General features: G+C 61.4%; 19 protein-coding genes. 12 read left to right on the top strand and 7 right to left on the bottom strand.

Annotated features, from left to right (window positions below):
* The first annotated feature begins 98 nt into the window (after nucleotides 1-98).
* The 11 genes from HJ536_RS08810 (at nucleotide 99) to HJ536_RS08760 (ending at nucleotide 10,574) form a co-directional block, all read left to right on the top strand.
* Nucleotides 99-542, top strand: a complete 444-nt coding sequence (locus HJ536_RS08810) for a TerB family tellurite resistance protein (RefSeq protein WP_176853481.1) — start codon at nucleotides 99-101, stop codon at nucleotides 540-542.
* Nucleotides 543-579: 37 nt separating this feature from the next.
* Complete coding sequence (locus tag HJ536_RS08805; protein WP_177157450.1) at nucleotides 580-1,017, top strand: tellurite resistance TerB family protein; 438 nt, start codon at nucleotides 580-582, stop codon at nucleotides 1,015-1,017.
* 149 nt (nucleotides 1,018-1,166) lie between these two features.
* Nucleotides 1,167-1,943, top strand: coding sequence for an ATP-binding cassette domain-containing protein (locus HJ536_RS08800; protein WP_176853483.1), 777 nt, complete (start codon nucleotides 1,167-1,169; stop codon nucleotides 1,941-1,943).
* Nucleotides 1,944-1,966: 23 nt separating this feature from the next.
* Nucleotides 1,967-2,689: a transporter substrate-binding domain-containing protein gene (locus tag HJ536_RS08795; protein WP_177157449.1), complete on the top strand. Its 723-nt coding sequence runs from the start codon at nucleotides 1,967-1,969 to the stop codon at nucleotides 2,687-2,689.
* A 78-nt stretch (nucleotides 2,690-2,767) separates the two neighbouring features.
* The gene (locus tag HJ536_RS08790; protein WP_177157664.1) at nucleotides 2,768-3,655 is read left to right on the top strand and encodes an ABC transporter permease subunit; all 888 of its coding nucleotides are present in this window, start codon (nucleotides 2,768-2,770) and stop codon (nucleotides 3,653-3,655) included.
* Nucleotides 3,652-4,458 carry an ABC transporter permease gene (locus HJ536_RS08785; RefSeq protein ID WP_177157448.1) on the top strand — a complete coding sequence of 269 codons (807 nt, stop codon included), beginning with the start codon at nucleotides 3,652-3,654 and terminating at the stop codon, nucleotides 4,456-4,458. Before HJ536_RS08790 ends, HJ536_RS08785 begins: the two co-directional genes overlap by 4 nt.
* 82 nt (nucleotides 4,459-4,540) lie before the next feature.
* The gene (locus HJ536_RS08780) at nucleotides 4,541-5,875 is read left to right on the top strand and encodes a glutamine synthetase family protein (protein WP_177157447.1); all 1,335 of its coding nucleotides are present in this window, start codon (nucleotides 4,541-4,543) and stop codon (nucleotides 5,873-5,875) included.
* Nucleotides 5,876-5,923: 48 nt separating this feature from the next.
* Nucleotides 5,924-6,607: a type 1 glutamine amidotransferase gene (locus HJ536_RS08775; protein WP_177157446.1), complete on the top strand. Its 684-nt coding sequence runs from the start codon at nucleotides 5,924-5,926 to the stop codon at nucleotides 6,605-6,607.
* Nucleotides 6,604-7,962: a glutamine synthetase family protein gene (locus tag HJ536_RS08770; RefSeq protein ID WP_176853488.1), complete on the top strand. Its 1,359-nt coding sequence runs from the start codon at nucleotides 6,604-6,606 to the stop codon at nucleotides 7,960-7,962. The genes HJ536_RS08775 and HJ536_RS08770 overlap by 4 nt, the downstream gene beginning before the upstream one ends.
* Nucleotides 7,959-9,260, top strand: coding sequence for an NAD(P)/FAD-dependent oxidoreductase (locus tag HJ536_RS08765; protein WP_177157445.1), 1,302 nt, complete (start codon nucleotides 7,959-7,961; stop codon nucleotides 9,258-9,260). Before HJ536_RS08770 ends, HJ536_RS08765 begins: the two co-directional genes overlap by 4 nt.
* 96 nt (nucleotides 9,261-9,356) lie before the next feature.
* The gene (locus tag HJ536_RS08760; RefSeq protein ID WP_177157444.1) at nucleotides 9,357-10,574 is read left to right on the top strand and encodes a DegT/DnrJ/EryC1/StrS family aminotransferase; all 1,218 of its coding nucleotides are present in this window, start codon (nucleotides 9,357-9,359) and stop codon (nucleotides 10,572-10,574) included.
* Nucleotides 10,575-10,649: 75 nt separating this feature from the next.
* On the opposite strand, the gene HJ536_RS08755 is transcribed toward HJ536_RS08760, so the two are convergent.
* The 4 genes from HJ536_RS08755 to HJ536_RS08740 form a co-directional block, all read right to left on the bottom strand.
* Entirely contained in the window at nucleotides 10,650-11,618 is a 969-nt protein-coding gene (locus HJ536_RS08755; protein ID WP_177157443.1) for a LysR family transcriptional regulator, read from the bottom strand.
* A gap of 4 nt (nucleotides 11,619-11,622) precedes the next feature.
* Complete coding sequence (gene phaR / locus HJ536_RS08750) at nucleotides 11,623-12,174, bottom strand: polyhydroxyalkanoate synthesis repressor PhaR (RefSeq protein WP_176853492.1); 552 nt, start codon at nucleotides 12,172-12,174, stop codon at nucleotides 11,623-11,625.
* 131 nt (nucleotides 12,175-12,305) lie between these two features.
* Complete coding sequence (locus HJ536_RS08745; RefSeq protein ID WP_176853493.1) at nucleotides 12,306-12,761, bottom strand: phasin, PhaP; 456 nt, start codon at nucleotides 12,759-12,761, stop codon at nucleotides 12,306-12,308.
* Between the two features lie 130 nt (nucleotides 12,762-12,891).
* A complete protein-coding gene (locus HJ536_RS08740; protein ID WP_177157442.1) occupies nucleotides 12,892-14,685 on the bottom strand; it encodes a PHA/PHB synthase family protein in 1,794 nt (597 codons plus the stop codon).
* Between the two features lie 102 nt (nucleotides 14,686-14,787).
* Between HJ536_RS08740 and phaZ the strand changes: the two genes are divergently transcribed.
* Complete coding sequence (gene phaZ, locus HJ536_RS08735; protein ID WP_176853495.1) at nucleotides 14,788-16,044, top strand: polyhydroxyalkanoate depolymerase; 1,257 nt, start codon at nucleotides 14,788-14,790, stop codon at nucleotides 16,042-16,044.
* Nucleotides 16,045-16,108: 64 nt separating this feature from the next.
* Here phaZ and HJ536_RS08730 read toward each other — a convergent pair whose 3' ends face one another.
* The 3 genes from HJ536_RS08730 to HJ536_RS08720 form a co-directional block, all read right to left on the bottom strand.
* Nucleotides 16,109-17,137 carry a LysM peptidoglycan-binding domain-containing protein gene (locus HJ536_RS08730; protein ID WP_177157441.1) on the bottom strand — a complete coding sequence of 343 codons (1,029 nt, stop codon included), beginning with the start codon at nucleotides 17,135-17,137 and terminating at the stop codon, nucleotides 16,109-16,111.
* On the bottom strand, nucleotides 17,137-18,183 hold the full coding sequence (locus HJ536_RS08725) for a transporter substrate-binding domain-containing protein (RefSeq protein ID WP_177157440.1): 1,047 nt from the start codon (nucleotides 18,181-18,183) through the stop codon (nucleotides 17,137-17,139). Before HJ536_RS08725 ends, HJ536_RS08730 begins: the two co-directional genes overlap by 1 nt.
* A gap of 178 nt (nucleotides 18,184-18,361) precedes the next feature.
* Nucleotides 18,362-19,114: an alpha/beta fold hydrolase gene (locus tag HJ536_RS08720; RefSeq protein WP_177157439.1), complete on the bottom strand. Its 753-nt coding sequence runs from the start codon at nucleotides 19,112-19,114 to the stop codon at nucleotides 18,362-18,364.
* Nucleotides 19,115-19,154: the final 40 nt, after the last annotated feature.

The raw sequence follows: 19,154 nt of genomic DNA, 5'->3' as shown, positions 1-19,154 counted from the left end.
CGGGAAAATTTTGCAGGGCTCCTTACGAAAGTAGGGAGCCCTGAAACTTTTTCTCAACTTCGGCGTTAGTAGGTCAACAAGACGACGCGGAGGTCATAATGTTCGAGAGTCTGAAGTCCCTGTTTGCTGCCCCTGCCCCCGTATTCGAGGAGCCGGAAATCGACAGCCGCGTTGCAGTGGCGGCCTTGCTGGTTCACGCCGCCAAAACCGCGGGCCCCGTCACCTACGAGGAAATCAGATCGATCGACCGCAGCCTTGCCCGCCATTTCGGACTGAACGTTCTGGAAGCCATGAAGCTGCGCGCCGATGGCGAACGTCTGGACCGCGCCCGTGCGGATACCGGCAGCATCATCGCCTCGATCCGCCGCGCGCTGAACCCCGAGGAACGCTTCGGTGTCCTGAGCAGCCTGTGGGAGGTGATTCTCCTCAGCGGGATCAACTCGCCCCACAAAGACGCGCTGCTTTACGCCACCCGCACCGGTTTCCAGATTCCCGGTGACGAGGCGCATATCGCCCGCGAACACGCACAGCTTGCAATGTAACCTTGGCGGGCCGCGACGGCGTGGCTATATCAGACCCATGTTTGCAGATTTCCTACGCCGCCTCACCGCCCCCGCCATTGATCCCCTGACCGAAGGGGATGCGCGCCTTGCGTTGACCGCCCTCTTGGTCCGCATCGCCCGCTCGGACGAGGATTACGCGCTGTCGGAAATCGAATTGATCGACCGGATCACCGCGTCCCGCTATGGTCTGTCCCCCGCTGACGCCCGCGCCCTGAGGGCCGAGGCCGAGCAGCTGGAAGCCGAAGCCCCCGACACCGTCAAATTCACCACCGCGATCAAACACGCCGTCCCCTACGAGGACCGCCTCGGGGTGATCGAATCTCTGTGGCAGGTGGTTCTGGCCGACGGTCAGCGCGACGATGCCGAGGATGCGCTGCTGCGAACCGTCTCGCGCTTTCTGGGGATTTCGGACATGGACAGCGCATTAGCCAGACAGCGCGTTCAGGGCAATTAAACGCCCCCAAGCAGAGAAGAATGCGCAACTTTCAATCCTCTGCTTAAAAAGTGTCACTTTACTTTACGTAAATTTTTGACCGATCGTTGCATTTCCCCTGCGATTAGGCGTTACTACCAGCCAATCCAAATGCAACCATCAGGGTTCTTGTGGCTGACAATCAACCAGTTATCGAAATCCGCAACCTCCACAAACGCTACGGCGACCTCGAGGTTCTCAAGGGTGTCGACATCACCGCCCCGCGCGGACATGTCATTTCGCTGATCGGCTCTTCGGGGTCGGGCAAATCCACGCTTCTGCGCTGCGCCAACCTGCTAGAGGACAGCCAGCAAGGCGACATCTTGTTCGAGGGCGAGCCCGTCAAATGGAAGGGTCAGGGTCTGGCCCGTCGCCCCGCCGACGCCAAGCAGATCATGCGGATCCGCACCAACCTGTCGATGGTGTTCCAGCAGTTCAACCTGTGGTCCCACATGACCATTCTGGAAAACGTGATGGAATGCCCTGTCACCGTTCTGGGCCGAGACAAGGCTGAGGTTGAACAGAAAGCCCGCATGTATCTGGACAAGGTCGGCATTGGCGACAAATGCGATGCGTGGCCCGCGCAGCTGTCCGGTGGCCAGCAACAGCGCGCCGCCATCGCCCGCGCCCTGTGCATGGAACCCAAAGCACTTCTTTTCGATGAGCCCACCTCTGCCCTTGATCCCGAGCTGGAACAGGAAGTGGTGCGCGTCATCAAGGCCCTCGCCGAAGAGGGCCGGACCATGATCATCGTCACCCATGACATGAAAATGGCCTACGACGTCTCCGATCATGTCGTGTTCCTGCATCAGGGCCTGATCGAAGAACAGGGCACCCCGGACCAAGTGTTCAAGGCGCCCAAATCAGAGCGGCTGCAGCAGTTTCTCAGCCATACGACGGCCGCCTGAACCAACCCAAGGGGAGTATAAAAATGAAAAAACTACTGATCACCACTGCGGCTCTGGCCCTGTCTGCCACCAGCCTGCTGGCCGCCGACGTTGTCCGTCTGGGCACCGAGGGCGCCTACCCTCCGTACAACTTCATCAACGACAAGGGCGAGGTTGACGGCTTTGAGCGCGAGCTTGGCGACGAGCTGTGCAAACGCGCCGAACTGACCTGTGAATGGGTCACCAACGACTGGGATTCGATCATCCCCAACCTCGTTTCGGGCAACTACGACGCCATCATCGCCGGCATGTCGATCACCGACGAGCGCAAAGAGAAAATCGACTTCTCGGAAAACTACACCCAGCCCGATCCGTCGGCCTACATGGCGCTGGCAGGCTCCAGCCCTGATCTGGCAGGCGGCGTGATCGCAGCGCAGGCCGCCACCATTCAGGCCGCCCACGTGACCGAATCCGGCGCAACCCTGGTCGAGTTCGCCTCGCCTGACGAAACCGTTGCAGCCGTCCGCAACGGCGAAGCCGACGCGGTTCTGGCCGACAAAGCCTTCCTCGCGCCCATCGCCGAAGAGAACGCCGACCTCGAACTGACCGGCGACGACGTCCTGATCGGCGGCGGCATCGGCCTTGGCATCCGCAAATCGGACAACGCCCTGCGCGACAAGTTCACCGCCGCCATCCAGTCGATGAAAGCCGACGGCAGCCTGAATGAACTGATCAAGAAGTGGCTGCCCGACTCGGCCCCCTTCTAAGACCTGCGAAGGGAGGGCATCCCCCTCCCTTCTTCTTTGCACAAATACTCACATCCAGACCTCGCCAAGAGGCCCGCCATTTTCAGCTTCTGCACCGACCCCGACACCCTAGGCCAATTCCAGTGGCTCGCCTGCTATCTGACAACCGGCAAGCATATGGGATTCTACATCTCTTTTGGCACCGTACTGCTGCTTCTGGCGGTCACGGCCCCGACGGCATTGCTGTTCGGCTTTGGCGGGGCGTCCGCGGCGCGGTCGACCTTTCTGCCCCTGCGCTGGTTTGGCAAAGCCTATATCGCCATCGTCCGCGGGGTTCCGGACATCGCCTTCTTTCTGTTTTTCGTCATCGCTCTGGACCAAGGGATCGAGTGGCTGCGCCATCAGGTGAAGTGCCCCGATTGGGATCAGCCCATCCGGCAGGGCAATGACTTTGTGGTCTGTGCGGCGGCCAAGATGCCTCTTGGCAACGCCCCCCAATGGATCCACGAGGTGTACGGCTTCGGCCTTGCGGTGGTGACCTTTGCCATCGTCTTCGGAGCCTTTGCGGCGAACGTCATGTACGGCGCGATGCGGGCCGTCCCCCGCGCCCAACTCGAAACCGCCGAGGCCTATGGCATGACCCCCCGCCAGACTTTCTGGCGCATTCTGGTGCCCCAGATGTGGGTCTATGCCCTGCCCGGCCTTGGCAACCTGTGGATGGTCCTGATCAAGGCGACACCGCTGCTGTTCCTCCTCGGGGTCGAGGATATCGTGTACTGGGCCCGCGAACTGGGGGGCGCGAAAACCGCGCGGTTCACCGACTATCCCCATGCGGACTGGCGCCTGTGGTACTTCTTTGTGCTGCTGCTGTTCTATCTGGGCTTTACCCGCGTTTCCGAAATCTACCTTGACCGCATCATGAAGAAACTGACCCACGGACAGGCCACCACCGGCGGCGAAGCCCAGCGCAAAGGGGCCGCCACATGAGCTGTCTTCAGACCATCGCGGATTATAGCCTGCGGTCCTTGGGCATGGGCGAGCGGTTGCTGCCCAAGTCGGACTTTACCCTCTGCCAGCAGTTCACGCTGATCGGCTCGGGGATGCTGCACAACATCTACTTCGGGCTTCTTGCGCTGATCGCGGGCTTCTTTCTGGCGGTCGCTTTGGCGGTCGGCAAGAACAGCGCGAACCCGCTGCTGCGCAAACCGGCCGAATGGACGATCTTTGTGTTTCGGGGGTCGCCCCTGTTCATCCAGTTCTTCTTTGCCTACTTCCTGTTCCTCAGCCTCAAGGGCGTGGCGCCGTTCTTTGGCCCGCTGACCTCGGCTTGGCTGGGGGCGCTGGTGGTGCTGTTCCTGAACACCGCCGCCTACTCGGGCGAGATTTTCTATGGCGCGCTGCAGTCGATCCCCAAGGGCGACCTCGAGGCCGCCGATGCCTATGGCCTGACCGGCTGGCCGCGCTTCAAGCGGGTGATCTGGCCGACCATGCTGCGACTGGCGTGGCCCGCCTACACGAACGAAGCGATCTTTCTGTTCCACGCCACCGCACTGGTCTATTTCAGCGGCTTTCCGGCGTTCAAACAGATGGGCGATGCGCTCTACTATGCCAGTTATTTCGCCGACAAAACGTTCAACCCGTTCATCCCCTACCCGATTTTGGCTGGCTACTTTATCCTGCTGACCCTGATCGTTACGGGCATTTTCGGGCTGATTAACAAACGGTTGAACCGACACCTGCCCCAGAACCAGCGCCAGAAGCTGCGTATTCGCCCGCGTTTGATCCGCTAAGAATTTCTCTTGCTTTACGCCTGCGGGCACGGGAGAATGAATTTGATCAAATTCGCCCGACGAACGGGCAGACAGGTGAAGTATGAAGAACTGGCTACGCAAGCACCCGATGGTGCGCACCATCCGTGTGGCCGCGGCAGATTTGAACGGTCAGGCCCGCGGCAAACGGGTGCCTTCCCGATTTGCAGACAAGGTTGTTGAAAGCGGAACGCGTTTTCCCATGTCTGTGATGAACCTCGACATCTGGGGCGAGGATATCGACGACAGCCCACTGGTATTCGAAAGCGGCGACCGCGACGGCGTTCTGCGCCCGACCGAACGCGGCTTCATGCCCATGCCGTGGCTCGAGGCACCGACCGCCCTCCTCCCCCTCTGGATGTTCCACGAAGACGGCCGCCCCTTTGACGGCGATCCCCGTCAGGCCCTGCGCCGCGTGCTGGAACGCTATGAGGAAAAGGGACTGCGCCCCGTCGTCGCCGTGGAACTGGAATTCTATCTGATCGACGACTCGGGCCGAAGCCTGCAAATCCCCGCCAGCCCCCGCTCGGGCAAGCGCCGCAAGGCCGCCGAGATCCTGTCGATCCGTGCGCTCGACCAGTTCGACGCCTTCTTTACCGACCTTTATGACGCGTGCGAGGCGATGGACATTCCCGCCGACACCGCCATTTCGGAATCGGGCCTCGGCCAGTTCGAGATCAACCTTATGCACACCGACGACGCCCTGCGCGCCGCCGATGATGCGTGGCTGTTCAAGATGCTGCTCAAGGGGCTGGCCCGCCGTCACGGCTTTGCCGCCAGCTTCATGGCCAAACCCTACGAGGATTACTCGGGCTCGGGGATGCACACCCACTTCTCGGTGGTGGACAAGAACGGCGCGAATATCTTTGACGATGGTAGCCAGCAAGGCAGCAACTATCTGCGCCATGCGGTCGCCGGATGTCTGGACGCCATGGCCGACAGCACGCTGATCTTTGCGCCCCACGCAAACAGCTATGAGCGTATGATCCCCGGCAACCACGCCCCCACCAGCATCTGCTGGGGCTACGAGAACCGGACCGCCGCTGTGCGCATCCCCTCGGGCGATCATCGCGCCCGCCGGATCGAGCACCGCGTCGCGGGCGGGGACGTGAACCCCTATCTGATGATTGCGGCGATCCTCGGGGCGGCGATGAACGGCATCGACGACCACGCCGAACCGCCCGAACCCATCACCGGCAACGCCTATGATCAGGAACTGCCGCAGGTGCCCAACACGTGGCCCGACGCGGTCGAGGCCTTTGCCGGCAGCGACGTGATGGCCCGCATCTTTGCACCCGATCTGATCCGCAACTACATCGCGACCAAACGTCAGGAGATGTTCTATATGGCGGAACTTGACGCGGCAGAGCAGATGGAAATCTACTTGGATACGGTCTGAGGCGGGCTAACTGCCCCCTCAACCCCTTTAAACTTTACACGGTGCCCTATGAAAATCGGTATCCTGCAGACCGGCCACACTCCGACCGAGATGGCCGACATTGCCGAAGACTATGCGATCCTGTTTCGGACCATGCTGGGAGAAGGCAACTTCGAATACCAGACGTGGAACGTGGTCGACGGCGACTTCCCCGCCAGCGTTGATGCGGCGGACGGCTATATCATCACCGGCTCGCGCCACGGCGCCTACGAGGATCACCCGTGGATCCCGCCGCTGGAGCAACTGATCCGCGACATCCACGCCGCCAAGAAGCCCCTGTTCGGGGCCTGCTTCGGCCACCAGATCATCGCGCAGGCCTTGGGCGGAAGGGTCGAGAAATCCCAGAACGGTTGGGGTGTGGGCCTGCACCACTATGATTTCGACGGCAAAGAGATGAAGCTGAACGCATGGCATCAGGATCAGGTCGTCGACCTGCCCCCCGAGGCCCGCGTTGTGGCCTCCAGCCCCTTTTGCAAATATGCGGCGCTGGCGTGGGGGGATCACATTTTCACGACCCAGGCCCATCCCGAATTTCAATCAGTGTTCATCAAAGGTCTGATAGACTATCGCGGTAAGGGTGTTGTACCGGCTAACCTGCTGGAGACGGCTGAAAATCACCTTGCCGAAGAAAATGACAATGCGCAGCTCGCGGCGACAGTAACCCGTCTGATGCGCGGAGAGGGAATTGCATGACTGCACCGCTGAGCGATCTACCTGCGGCAGTACAATCTTATTTGGGCGATAACCGTCTGGACGAAGTCGAGTGTATCATCTCTGACCTTCCCGGCATCGCCCGCGGCAAGGCTGTGCCTGCCTCGAAATTCGCGCGTCAGAACCATTTCTACCTGCCGGATTCGATCTTTTACCAGACCATCACCGGGGAATGGGCCGATGCCGCCGGAGAAGAGGGCTTTATCGAGCGCGACATGATCCTGCGCCCCGATATGACCACCGCCACCGCCGCGCCCTGGACTGCGGACTTTACCCTTCAGGTGATCCACGACGCGTTCAACCGCGCCGGCGATCCCATCCCCTTTTCGCCCCGCAACGTGCTGAAGCGCGTGTGCGAACTGTATCGCGCCCAAGGCTGGAAACCGGTCATCGCCCCCGAGATGGAGTTCTATCTCGTGGCGCCGAACACCAACCCCTCCAAGCCGATCGAGGCGATGATGGGCCGCTCGGGCCGCCCCGCTGCGGCGCGTCAGGCCTATTCGATGTCGGCGGTGGATGAATACGGCCCCGTGATCGACGACATTTACGATTTCGCCGAAGCGCAGGGTTTTGAAATCGACGGCATCACCCAAGAGGGCGGCGCTGGCCAGCTAGAGATCAACCTGCGCCACGGCAACCCCGTGAAGCTGGCGGACGAAGTGTTCTACTTCAAACGCCTGATCCGCGAGGCCGCTCTGCGCCACAACTGCTATGCCACCTTCATGGCGAAACCGATCGCGGACGAGCCCGGCAGCGCCATGCACATCCACCATTCGGTGATCGATTTAGAGACGGGCGAGAATATCTTCTCTGGTCCCCAAGGGGGCGAGACGGATGCGTTCTTCCACTTTATCGGTGGTCTGCAGAAATACCTGCCTTCGGGGATTGCCGTGCTGGCGCCCTATGTGAACAGCTACCGCCGCTACGTGAAAGATCACGCCGCGCCGATTAACCTTGAGTGGGGCCGTGACAACCGCACCACCGGCATCCGTATCCCGATCTCGGACAGCCAGTCGCGCCGCGTGGAAAACCGCCTCGCTGGGATGGACTGCAACCCCTATCTGGGGATCGCCGTGTCGCTGGCCGCTGGTTACTTGGGTCTGATGGAGAACGTCCGCCCCTCCAAGCAGTTCAAGGGCGATGCCTACGAAGGGGACGGCGACTTTGCCCAGACACTGGGTCAGGCGCTGGACGAATTCGACGACTGCACCAAGCTGCACGACATCCTCGGGCCGGAATTTGCCCGCGTCTATTCGATCGTCAAACGGGCCGAGTATCAGGAATTCCTGCAAGTCATCAGCCCTTGGGAACGTGAACATCTGCTGATCAACGTATGAACCTGCTTTTCGCCAACGACCGCCAAGGGCAGTATCCGCAAAGCTGGTACGCCGATGCTGTAACCCTGCCCGATGCCCGCCCGCCCCTGCGCGGCGAGGCATCCGCAGATGTGTGTATCGTGGGGGCTGGCTATACCGGCCTGTCCGCCGCATGGCAGCTGGCCGCCAAAGGCCTGTCCGTCATCGTGGTCGAAGCACATCGCGCGGGCTGGGGGGCCTCGGGGCGCAATGGCGGTCAGGTTGGCAGCGGGTTCAACAAAGGTCAGGAATGGCTGGAAAACCGCGTGGGCGTGGACAACGCCCGCGCCCTCTGGTCCATCGCCGAAGAGGCCAAGGCGCAAGTGCGCGCTCTGGCGTCCGAGGATGAGACCATCGCCTATCGCCCCGGTGTCGCCCATGCCGAATGGCACGAACGCGATGTGCCGGACACGCAGGCCGACGCCGACTATCTGGCGCAGAACTACGGCTATGATCAGGTCCAGAAGCTGGACCGCGACGAAATGCAGGCCCTGATCGGCAGCCCCTGCTATCAGGGCGGCTCGGTGGATTGGGGCGCGGGTCATGTGAACCCGCTGGCCTTGGCGCTGGCTTTGGCCCGCAAGGCCGAGGCCGCTGGCGCCGTGATCCACGAGAATACCTTGGTCCACCGTGTCGAACCGAGCGCCAACCCCGTGGTCCGCTGTGACAAAGGGTTCGTGCGCGCCAAACACGTGATCCTTGCGGGGAACGGCTATTTGGGGCGGCTGGTGAATGGCGTTGCCTCGCGCGTGATGCCGATCAACAACTTCATCGCCGCGACCGAGCCTTTGGGCGACCGCGTTCCCAGCGTTCTGGCCCGCGACATCGCCGTGGCCGACAGCAAGTTCGTGATCAACTACTTCCGCCTGTCCGCCGATGGGCGTCTGCTGTTCGGGGGCGGCGAGTCCTATGGCTACAAGTTCCCGTCCGACATCCCCGCCACCGTCCGCAAACCGCTGGAAACCGTGTTCCCTCAGCTAAAGGGCGTGAAGATCACTCACGCTTGGGGCGGCACCTTGGGCATCAGCGCGCAGCGCCTGCCCGTGTTCGACCGCCCTGCACAGGGGCTGTGGGCGGCCTCAGGCTATTCGGGGCACGGTGTCGCACTGGCCAGCTTTTCTGGCACGATTCTGGCCGAGGCGATCGCAGGTCAGATGGGGCGGTTCGATGTGCTGAACGCCCTGCCCTCGCCCCGTTTTCCGGGGGGCGGCGCGTTCCGCTCGCCGCTGCTGGTCATGGCGATGAGCTGGTACGCCCTAAGGGACAAGCTGGGTATCTGACGTAGGGATCGGGACCAAAGTCTGAAAAAAGTCTTGGTGCGTGCGCGTAAAACGTTTAGCAATTCCGAAAAGAGTTTTCAGAAAAGCTACAGAATTATGACACAAGCGCCCAACGTCTACGATGCAGAGCCCATCCCCGCCGCAGCCCGCGCTGAAATCGAGCGCCTTCTGACCACCGGCGATCTGTTCCGCTATACCGCCCCCGACAACGCCCCCGTGGCGCTGCTCGAGGCCGAATTCGCGGAACTGCTGGGATCGAAATATGCGCTGGCGGTGTCGTCGTGTTCGGCGGCGCTGTTCCTGTCGCTCAAGGCGCTGGACCTGCCCCGTGACGCCCGCGTTCTGATCCCGGGCTTTACCTTTGCGGCGGTGCCGTCCTCGGTGATCCATGCGGATTGCGTGCCGGTTCTGTGCGAGGTCGGCGAAAACTACCGGATCGACATCAAGGATTTCGAAGCCCGTCTGGACGACAACATCAGCGCCGTCATCATCAGCCACATGCGCGGTCACACCAGCGACATGGACGCGATCATGGCCCTGTGCAACGCCCGCGGCATCCCCGTGATCGAGGACGCGGCCCACTCCTTGGGCACCACCTGGCATGGCAAGAACATCGGCACCATCGGCAAGATCGGCTGCTTCAGCTTCCAGTCCTACAAGCTGGTGAACGCGGGCGAAGGTGGCATCCTGATCACCGACGACGCCGATCTGGTGGCACGCGCCGTGATCATGTCCGGTGCCTACGAGCACAACTGGAAAAAGCACAAATCCCGTGCCGGTGACAACACCACCGAACTGGCCGAGGCCTTTGCCCGTCACCAGAACCAGCTACCCCTCTATAACCTGCGCATGTCGAACCTGTCGGCCGTGATCATCCGCCCGCAGCTGCCCGAAGTGGCCCGCCGTGTGCGCGACGGCCGCGCCAACCACGACTATGTGGCGGATCAGCTGAACCAGTCCCCTTGGCTGGACGTCCCCGCCAAACTGGCCCCCGAAGAGCGCGCGCCGGATTCGATCCAGTTCAACCTGATCGGAATGGACACTGAGGAGGCCAAGGTCTTTGCCCGCCTAGCCAAGGAAAACGGCGTCTCGGTTCAGGTGTTCGGTCAGTCCACAGACAACGCCCGCGCCTACTGGAACTGGCAGTTCATGCCCGAGATGCCTGACCTGCCCCAGACCCGCGCCATGCTCATGAACGCCTGCGACGTGCGCCTGCCTGCCCGATTGAAGAAGGACGAGCTGGACTATATCGCCTCGGCGCTGGTGAATGCCGCTGCGGGCGCCAAGGAAGAGGCGTTGGCCTACGGCACCTGATGGGGCTACGGCTGAACCGTCGGAATTTGAGTATTTTTACAAAGAAGAAAGAGGGTTCGCGCCCTCTTTTTTCGTTCAGGGGCGCAGGGTAAGCGCGCCCGCCAGCCACGGGTAGTCGCGGATCGCGGGGGTCACGATGTGGCTGTCCAACAGGTCTCGTAGGTGAGCGGCCATCTGGGCTGGCATTTCGCCCAACAGTCCGTTTCGCGCGGTCAGCGAGATGTTTCGCGACAGGGGCTCGAACGGCAGGGGCAGTACATCCACGCGGTCCAGCCAGCGGCGGGCGCGCATCAGCGCCAAGGGCGTCAGGATGGACCAGCCCCCCTGCTCTGCGACCAGGGCCAGCACGGAATGGTAGCTGTCGATCTCGAACCGGTGAGAGAGCTTGAGGTTCTGGCGCACCAGATGCGCGGCGATCATCCGCCCCATCGCCAGACGGGCGGAGTACTGGATCAGCGGCATGGTGCGAAGTTGGGCCAGCACATCGCCTGCGGGGTCAACGAGGCCCTTGGGCACCGCGATCACGAAGGGTTCGGTCAGGAGGGGGTGGACCTCCATCCAGTCGGCCTCTGCGCCCATTTCAGCGGCTACGACCACGTCTAGCGCACGATCGTCCAGTTGACCGTAAAGCGCGTGGGACGGCCCTGTTTCCAGCAGGAACTGGCAGCCCGACATATCCGAGGCAAGGCGGGTCAGAAGCGCGGGCGTGACGTCCGATTCCAAATCCTCGATCATCCCAAGACGCAGGCGCGTCAGGGTGGATAGATCCGACATGGCCAGTTCGGCACGGGCCAAGGCGGCCTCGTTCAGGATGGCGCTGGCACGGCGGCGAAAGACTTCTCCGGCGGGGGTCAGGGTGATGGGGCGGGCGTTGCGCACCATAAGGGTCGCACCCAAAGCCGCCTCGAGTGCCGTCAATTGTTGGGACACGGTGGAGGGGCTGGTCGCCAGCCTGCGGGCGGCGGCAGAGATCGCGCCCTCTTCGGCGGTGGCGACGAAGACTTCGATCCCCCAGAGGGTGATCCTTCCGGGGGAATCGACCATATGCTTATTTTCTCATTTTCGAGAGTTTGGTCTGCAGTTCGGCCAGCTGCTTTTTGATCTCGTCCAGATCCTCGTCGCCGCCTTCTTCGCGGGTCGGAGAGCTGCTGCCCCAGTTGCCGGCCAGACCGCCGGTCATCGCCTTGATAAAGGCCTGCTGCTGCGCCTGCATCGCCTCGAACCCGGGCATTTTAGCCAGCGGGTTCATGGCGGACATGTTCTCGACCATCTTGGACTGGCCGTCCTGAAGCATCTCAAAGGACATGGCCAGAAACTGCGGAACGACGCTGGTGGCCTGCGTGGTATAGCTGCGGACCAGATCGTTCAGAACCCCCAAAGGCAGGACGCTTTCGCCCTTGCTTTCGTGCTCGGCAATAATTTGAAGCAAATACTGGCGGGTCAGATCGTCACCGGATTTCAGGTCGACAATCTTTACCTCGCGCCCACCGCGGATGAACCCTGCAATGTCTTCCAGCGTAACGTAATCGCTGGTCTCGGTATTGTACAAACGACGGCTTGCGTAACGTTTGATCAATAGCGGTTTATCGTTATCCGACAAGGACTCCCCTCCCAATGCTGCATCGCTGCAAAAAGCCTAAGTCGGAAAAATAAAAAAAGAAAGGGCAGGCTTTCGCCTGCCCTTAACTTACCGGACCAAGGGCGGGAGGGCACCCTATCTCCGGGCCTTTATTACTTCGCAGCAGCTGCGGTTGCCTTCTTGGCAGTCGCGGTGACGTCTGCGGTTGCTTTCTTAGCAGCAGCAGTCATCTCTTCGCTCATGTCCTTGCCGGCGGCCATCAGCAGCTCAACGGTGTCGGTCTGAACTTTTTTCGCGACTTCAGCGAAAGCAGCCATGTGCTCGGCAGCCATTTCGGCCGATGCGCTTGCGAAATCGGTCATTGCTTTGGCGTAGTCTGCGGGCTCTGCCTTTGCTTTGGTCAGGTCGCTGATTTTCGACAGAGCGTCTTTGGTCCACTTGGTCGAGATCTCGGTCGACTTCTCGGCTGCGTCCAGCGCAACTGCCGACAGTTTCTCCGACAGAGCGGCCTGCGACTTGAACTGGCCTTCCATGGCCGACATGTCCATCGGGAACGCGCCCATCATGTCTTTGATCATTGCGGTGAAATCAGGTGTCTTCGCGGTCATAATCCAAATCCCTTGGCTTGCTGTGTTCGGGCCCACCCCGTTGATCAGCTAAGTTCAATATGAATGCTGCGGTGCAGAAAATCAAGTTATTTTTCTGCACCGCAGCAAAAAGGGAAAAGGTCACGCAGCGTCAAGCACTTGCGCGCATGACCACATAGGTACCGGGCGCATCGGCCAATACAGGATGGGTAGAATCACCGTGTTCGCGGGCCGGAACCTGCTTGCCGGAACGGTTGGCAAGCCACTCGTCCCAACGTGGCCACCACGACCCGGGGGTGAATTCTGCCTCGGCCATCCACTCGTCGGGGCCCATGCTCATCTTGGGGTTCGTGTAGTGCCCATACTTGCCCTTGGAGGGCGGGTTCACGATGCCCGCGATGTGGCCCGACTGGGACACGATGAACGTCTTGGAGCGGCTGCCCATCTGACGCACACCGTTGTAGCTGGATTTCCACGCGGCGATGTGGTCGGTCTCGCAGGCGATGGCGCAGATCGGGACGGTGACGTCCTTGATGTTCAGAACCTCGCCACAGATTTCGATGCCGCCGTCGACGAACTTGTTCTTCTGGCACAGGTCCCGCAGGTACTGGATCGCCATGGCGCCCGGCAGGTTGGTGCTGTCGCCGTTCCAGAACAGCAGGTCGAACGCGGGCGGGGCCTCGCCCTTCATGTAGCGGTTGATGGCCGGACCATAGATCAGGTCGTTCGAGCGCAAGAAGCTGAACGTGCGCGACATGAAGAAGCTGTTCAGGTAGCCCTCGGCCATCGCCTCTTCTTCGATCCCGTCCACGAAGTCGTCCCCGAGGAAAACCGTGAACTCGCCCTGATCCGAGAAGTCGGTCAGCGTGGTGAACAGGGTCGCCGATTTGATCGGTGTCTCACCCCGTTTCTTCAGCAGCGCCATGGTCAGTGACAGCGTGGTCCCTGCAATGCAGTACCCCACCGCGTTCACCTGCTTGACGTTGCAGATGCCCTGAACCTCTTTGATCGCGGTCAGGTAGCCGTCGGTGATATAGTCATCCAACTTCACGTCGCGATAGGACGGGTCCGGGTTGATCCAGCTGACCACGAACACGGTGTAGCCCTGCTCGACCGCCCACTTGATCATCGAGTTCTTGTCCTTGAGGTCGAGGATATAGAACCGGTTGATCCACGGCGGGAAGATCAGCAGCGGGATCTCGTGCACGGTTTCGGTGGTCGGCGTGTACTGGATCAGCTCGAACATGTGGTTGCGGAAGACGACCTTGCCCTCGGTCGTTGCAATATTGCCGCCCACCTCGAATGCTTTTTCGTCGGCCAGAGTCACCAGAAGGCGCCCGTCATTGGCCTCCAGATCGCGCACCAGATTCTCCAGACCATCGACAAGGCTCTGCCCCTCGGTCTCGACCGCGCGCTCCAGCGCGTCGGGGTTGGTGGCCAGAAAGTTGGTCGGCGCCATCAGGTCCACAATCTGCTGCGAGAAATAGCGCAGGCGTTTGCGGTCCACATCATCCAGATCGGCCACATCGTCGATCGCTTTGGTGATTGCTGCCGAATTCAGCTGATATTGCTGTTTGACGTAATTGAAATACGGATGGGTGTCCCACAACGGATTTGCAAAACGCTTGTCCCTGGGGCCGGCACTTTCGCCCGATGCGAGCTCGCCTTTGGTAAGTGCCTTTTGCGCTTCCATGTAATGCTGAAGTGATTTGCCCCAATACTCGACCTGATGCTCCAGTATTTTGGCTGGGTTCTGCACCCATTCGGCCCAATAACCGACCGCCGCTTTCATGTATAAGTCCTGTCCTGGACCCTGTAGCGCCGGATTGATCGCCTTATAATGCGAAAGTGCTGTAACAAGACGCTTGGAAAGTTCTTCAATTTTCGAGATGTTTTCGTTCAAACGGACCAGTTCAGTTCCAGTATCGCCGTCGTGCGTTGTCATGCCTGCGATTCCCCCCTACTCTCCTTGCAGCATAGCGTTGCAGGCCGGAGGGGGCAAAGTGACGATTTGAACCGGCCCGACCGGCAACCGAAGGAGAACTACATGCGCTATATGGCGACATATGATCTGATGGAGACGGTTCGCAACACGAACCAGTGGCTTGGCGCGACCGCCAAAGCCATCGCGGGATATCCTACCGTCGCCATGTGGCCCAACCCCGTTTTCCAGTGGATGGGCGCTTGGGGTGAAGTCACCGAACGCAGCTTTGCACGTATGGTAGCAAAGCCTGACTGGGGTATTCATTCGTATACCTGCGAAGACGGCCGCGACCACATCGTCACTGTGGACACCGTCGTCGAAAAGGCGTTTGGCGACCTGATCCATTTCCACGTTCTGGGCCGCCCCGAAAAGCCGCGCAAAGTGCTGCTGGTCGCGCCCATGTCGGGACATTATGCCACACTGCTGCGCTCGACCGTCGTCAGCCTCCTGCCCGACTGCGAAGTGTACTGCACCGACTGGCACAATGCCCGTGATATCCCTGTTTCTGCAGGGAAATTCGACGTCGAGGATTACACCCTCTACCTCGTGGACTTCATGAAGCACCTTGGCCCCGACACCCACGTGATCGCTGTGTGCCAGCCTGCCCCGCTGACCCTTGCCGCCACCGCCTATCTGGCCGAGGAAGACCCCGCCGCGCAGCCTTCGTCGCTGACCCTGATCGGCGGCCCGATCGACCCCGAGGCAGCCCCCACCGAGGTGACCGATTTCGGCAACCGCGTGACCATGGGCCAGCTCGAGGAAACCATGTGCCAGCGCGTTGGTTTCAAGTATCCGGGCGTGGGCCGTCAGGTCTATCCGGGCCTTCTGCAGCTGACCTCTTTCATGGCGATGAACGCGGAAACCCACTCCAAAGCGTTCATGGACCAGATCCTGCGCGCCGCCAAAGGCGAGGCCCGCGACAACGACCGTCACAACCGTTTCTACGACGAATATCTTGCTGTGATGGACATGCCGGCCGAGTTCTATCTCTCGACCGTTGAGCGCGTGTTCAAGAAATGCGAGATCGCGAAGAACAAATTTGTCGTCGCCGGCAAGCGTGTGGACATCGGCAAGATCACCGATGTGGCCGTGAAAACCGTCGAAGGCGCCAAGGATGACATCTCTGCGCCCGGGCAATGTGTCGCAGCCCTGCGTCTCTGCACCGGCCTGCCGGACAGCATGAAAGCCTCACATCTGGAGCCCGATGCAGGCCACTACGGCATCTTCGCGGGCAAGAGCTGGCGCAACAATATCCGCCCGCTGGTGCTGGAATTCATCGACGCGAACCAGCGCACCAAGGCCAAAGCCGCCGCGGAATAACGTCCAAAACCGTTAGCGAATCATACAGGTCAGGCACCCTCGGGCGCCTGACTTTTTTGTTGGGTCAGTTGAGCTGCGCCCAAAAAAACGCCAACTGACTTTGCAAAATCGCCTCATACTCGCCTGATGCGTGTATTTTCTCTAGGCCGGCGTTCACTCGATAGAGTTGCGCCGTCGCCCGCCAGTGCTGTTTCGGGATCGCCACCCGCAAGGATTCCGAGGATGTGGGCGTCGCAACCGCCCCGATCCGGTCCTCGAACCCGCCGCGATACACCGCCAGCCAGCCCGAAAACTCGTCCACGGACACCGCATCCACCTGCGCCATCATCAACAGTTCCAAGCAGTCAGACAGCAGCCGCGGCTGCACCAAGCGCACCCCGCCCGCACTCATCAACGGGCGTTCGGGGCGCTCCAGATCGGTGATCGGCAGGCCCTTGGGACGGCACAGGATGCGGCCCTCCAGATCCTCATCGGTTTCGTACTCCAGCGGGGCATCCACGCGGGAAAACAGCACCATCGCCACATCGAGCACCGGATCGGACCAGTGATAGGCCGCACAGCCCCCCTCGGCCCCGGCGCTCTGGCAATCGGGGCGGAACCCGGCCAGCCCGAAATCCGCCTGTGCCATCGACAGCTGCGCCCGCCAACTGTCCCGATCCGGCGCCCACGCCAGATCATAGGGCTCGGGCTTGGGCGCATTCTCCAGAGCGGCGGTCACCAGTTCGGTCACCATTCCGCCCCCCAGCCACCCTTCGGCGCTGTAGGGGGCGTTGTCGGCCATCGCCAGCACCGTCACCCCTGCCCCCGCCTGATGCAGCGGGGTGGGTCGGGCCTCCAGCCCCTCGACCTGTTTCAGCACGGTCTTTTCGGCGGCCAGACAGGGGATGAACAGCTCCGTCCCCTCGGCCAAGGTCTGATCCGCGCCGATCTTGGGCAGGTTGGCATAGTAAATGGCCTGCCAATTCCCGTCGCCCTCGTAATACTGCTCGGCCAGAGTGCGCAGCGTGTCCCCCGCATGAACGCGGTGGGTCACATCGCACTCTGCCGCCGCCATCCCGCCCCACAGGCACAGCACCGCAATCAATGCCCGCATCACTGCCCCTCCCAGAACAGGGCGAGGTGCTGCCCGACGATCCGCTGATAGGTCCCGTCTTGGCGAATACGGGCCAGCCCTTCGTTCAAGGCGGCGATCATCTGCTCGCCCTGCGGATGGCTGCGCGCCACCACCGCGTGCAGGGTGACCAGCGACACCGGCCGCGCCTCCTCGACCCTGATCCGGTCGGCCAGCCCCATTTCGCGCAGCGCCGCACGGCCGGTAAATTCGTTCACCGCGACCGCGTCCACCATCCCCTCGGACAGCAGTTGAAAGCAGTCCTGCACACTGCGCGGACGGATCAGGCTGATCTTGTGATCGCGGATCCAGTTGCGCCCGCCCTCGTCCAGATCATGGGTCGCAAAACCGGCGGGACGGCAGATCGACCGCCCCTCAAGATCGCCGTCATGGCGGAACGGCACCGGCCGGTCATTGCGCGAAAACAGCAGGACCAGCATCTCGAACAAGGGATCAGAGAACAGGAATGTCGCGCATCGCCCCGCATCAGGGTCCGCATCGCAGTCGGGTTTCTCCCACGGAAATCCCATATCCAGCAGAGCGTTAGACAGCAGCGGGTCCAGATGGGCGGCCCAGTCGTTCACCCAGATCATCTGATAATTGGTGACCTGCGGCGACACCGACAGCGCCCGCAGCACCACATCGGTCACCATCCCGCCATTCAACCCGTCCCGATCCGCAAATGGCGCATAGTCGTCCCCCGACAGCACATTGATCGACAGCCCCGAGCCGCCGCTCAGGGGCGCGCGGGGCAGCGCGGCGGTCGCGGGCTCTAGCCCAACAGGTTTGCCATCAACGCAGGGCGCCAGCAGGGTCTGCCCCAGCTTCAGCCGCCCCGGATCGATCCCGATACGGTCCAGATTGGCGTCGTGCAGCACCGTCCAATAGCCGAAATCACCGTACAGACGCTCGGCCACCACGGTCAGGGTATCGCCGGACTTGACCCGATACAGCCCGCCGCAAGCCGACGCCGCATTCGTTAGCAAAACGAACATCGCCAGACAGGCGGGCAAAAGTTTTCCCAACATGCGCGTTAACCGAACCGGACATTAACCCCAAGGTTCAGCCAGTATATCCACCGATCCACAGGGGAAAAACCACTAAATACCGATGAACCAATAGAGTTTTATCGATCCGGTTAAGGATTTCCAAAATCCATGCACCGAGTTATCCACAGGTGCGGATAACCTCAATCCACGCAAAGACTTACAGGTTTGCCCGCGCCAGAACCTCGAGGATCGAGGTCCCCACCAGCTCCAGACAGTCCGCGTCCGAGAAGGAATGGTTCGCCCCGTCCACCAGCGTCAGACGCATATCCGCCCCCTCCGCGTGGTTCAGCAGACGAATAGCCGTGTCGACCGAGACCGAGGTATCCGCCGTCCCCTGCAGGAACCGCACGGGGAACGGCAGAGGCAGCGGCCTGCGCAGGACCAACTGTTTGCGGCCATCCTCGATCAGGCGCTGGGTGATGATGTACGGCTCGTCGTAATCCGAGGGCAGCGCGACCTGCCCGTCCGCCTCCAGCGTGGCCTTTTGCGCTTCGGTAAAGCTGGCCCAAAAGCCGTCCTCAGTGAAATCGGGGGCGGCGGCGATGGTCACCAGACCGCACACCCGCGCCGCGATCCGCTGGGTCATCAGAAGGCTGATCCACCCGCCCATGCTCGAGCCCACCAACACCAGCGGGCCGTCCGTCAGGGTCTCGATCGCCTCTTGGGCGTCAGCGGCCCAATCCCCGATGCAGCCATCCACGAACGCCTCGGACGACTGGCCGTGACCGGAATAGTCGAACCGCAAGAACGCCCGCCCCTGCGCCTTGGCCCATGCCTCCAGCCAGACGGCCTTGGTCCCTTCCATGTCGGACTTAAAGCCCCCAAGGAACACCACCGCCGGCGTTGCGCCTTGGGTCAGGTGATAGGCGATGCGGCGGCCGGTCGAGGTCTCGAGGTAACGGGCGGTCATGGGGCTCTCCTTGAACTTGCGGGGCTACCATAGGCAGGCC

Source organism: Donghicola mangrovi (assembly GCF_013377535.1).
In the GTDB taxonomy this organism is placed as follows: Bacteria; Pseudomonadota; Alphaproteobacteria; order Rhodobacterales; family Rhodobacteraceae; genus Donghicola; species Donghicola mangrovi.
Note: the sequence above shows the minus strand (reverse complement) of the source record. Positions and strands in the feature narration are given on the sequence as shown.

What these genes read in the sequence shown, in the direction of transcription:
- HJ536_RS08725 (WP_177157440.1), bottom strand. Translation starts at nt 18,183, where the DNA reads ATGTTGGGAAAACTTTTGCCCGCCTGTCTGGCGATGTTCGTTTTGCTA.
- HJ536_RS08795 (WP_177157449.1), top strand. Translation starts at nt 1,967, where the DNA reads ATGAAAAAACTACTGATCACCACTGCGGCTCTGGCCCTGTCTGCCACC.
- HJ536_RS08745 (WP_176853493.1), bottom strand. Translation starts at nt 12,761, where the DNA reads ATGACCGCGAAGACACCTGATTTCACCGCAATGATCAAAGACATGATG.
- HJ536_RS08775 (WP_177157446.1), top strand. Translation starts at nt 5,924, where the DNA reads ATGAAAATCGGTATCCTGCAGACCGGCCACACTCCGACCGAGATGGCC.
- HJ536_RS08810 (WP_176853481.1), top strand. Translation starts at nt 99, where the DNA reads ATGTTCGAGAGTCTGAAGTCCCTGTTTGCTGCCCCTGCCCCCGTATTC.
- HJ536_RS08780 (WP_177157447.1), top strand. Translation starts at nt 4,541, where the DNA reads ATGAAGAACTGGCTACGCAAGCACCCGATGGTGCGCACCATCCGTGTG.
- phaZ (WP_176853495.1), top strand. Translation starts at nt 14,788, where the DNA reads ATGCGCTATATGGCGACATATGATCTGATGGAGACGGTTCGCAACACG.
- HJ536_RS08755 (WP_177157443.1), bottom strand. Translation starts at nt 11,618, where the DNA reads ATGGTCGATTCCCCCGGAAGGATCACCCTCTGGGGGATCGAAGTCTTC.
- HJ536_RS08785 (WP_177157448.1), top strand. Translation starts at nt 3,652, where the DNA reads ATGAGCTGTCTTCAGACCATCGCGGATTATAGCCTGCGGTCCTTGGGC.
- HJ536_RS08765 (WP_177157445.1), top strand. Translation starts at nt 7,959, where the DNA reads ATGAACCTGCTTTTCGCCAACGACCGCCAAGGGCAGTATCCGCAAAGC.
- HJ536_RS08805 (WP_177157450.1), top strand. Translation starts at nt 580, where the DNA reads ATGTTTGCAGATTTCCTACGCCGCCTCACCGCCCCCGCCATTGATCCC.
- HJ536_RS08740 (WP_177157442.1), bottom strand. Translation starts at nt 14,685, where the DNA reads ATGACAACGCACGACGGCGATACTGGAACTGAACTGGTCCGTTTGAAC.
- HJ536_RS08770 (WP_176853488.1), top strand. Translation starts at nt 6,604, where the DNA reads ATGACTGCACCGCTGAGCGATCTACCTGCGGCAGTACAATCTTATTTG.
- HJ536_RS08730 (WP_177157441.1), bottom strand. Translation starts at nt 17,137, where the DNA reads ATGCGGGCATTGATTGCGGTGCTGTGCCTGTGGGGCGGGATGGCGGCG.
- HJ536_RS08760 (WP_177157444.1), top strand. Translation starts at nt 9,357, where the DNA reads ATGACACAAGCGCCCAACGTCTACGATGCAGAGCCCATCCCCGCCGCA.
- HJ536_RS08720 (WP_177157439.1), bottom strand. Translation starts at nt 19,114, where the DNA reads ATGACCGCCCGTTACCTCGAGACCTCGACCGGCCGCCGCATCGCCTAT.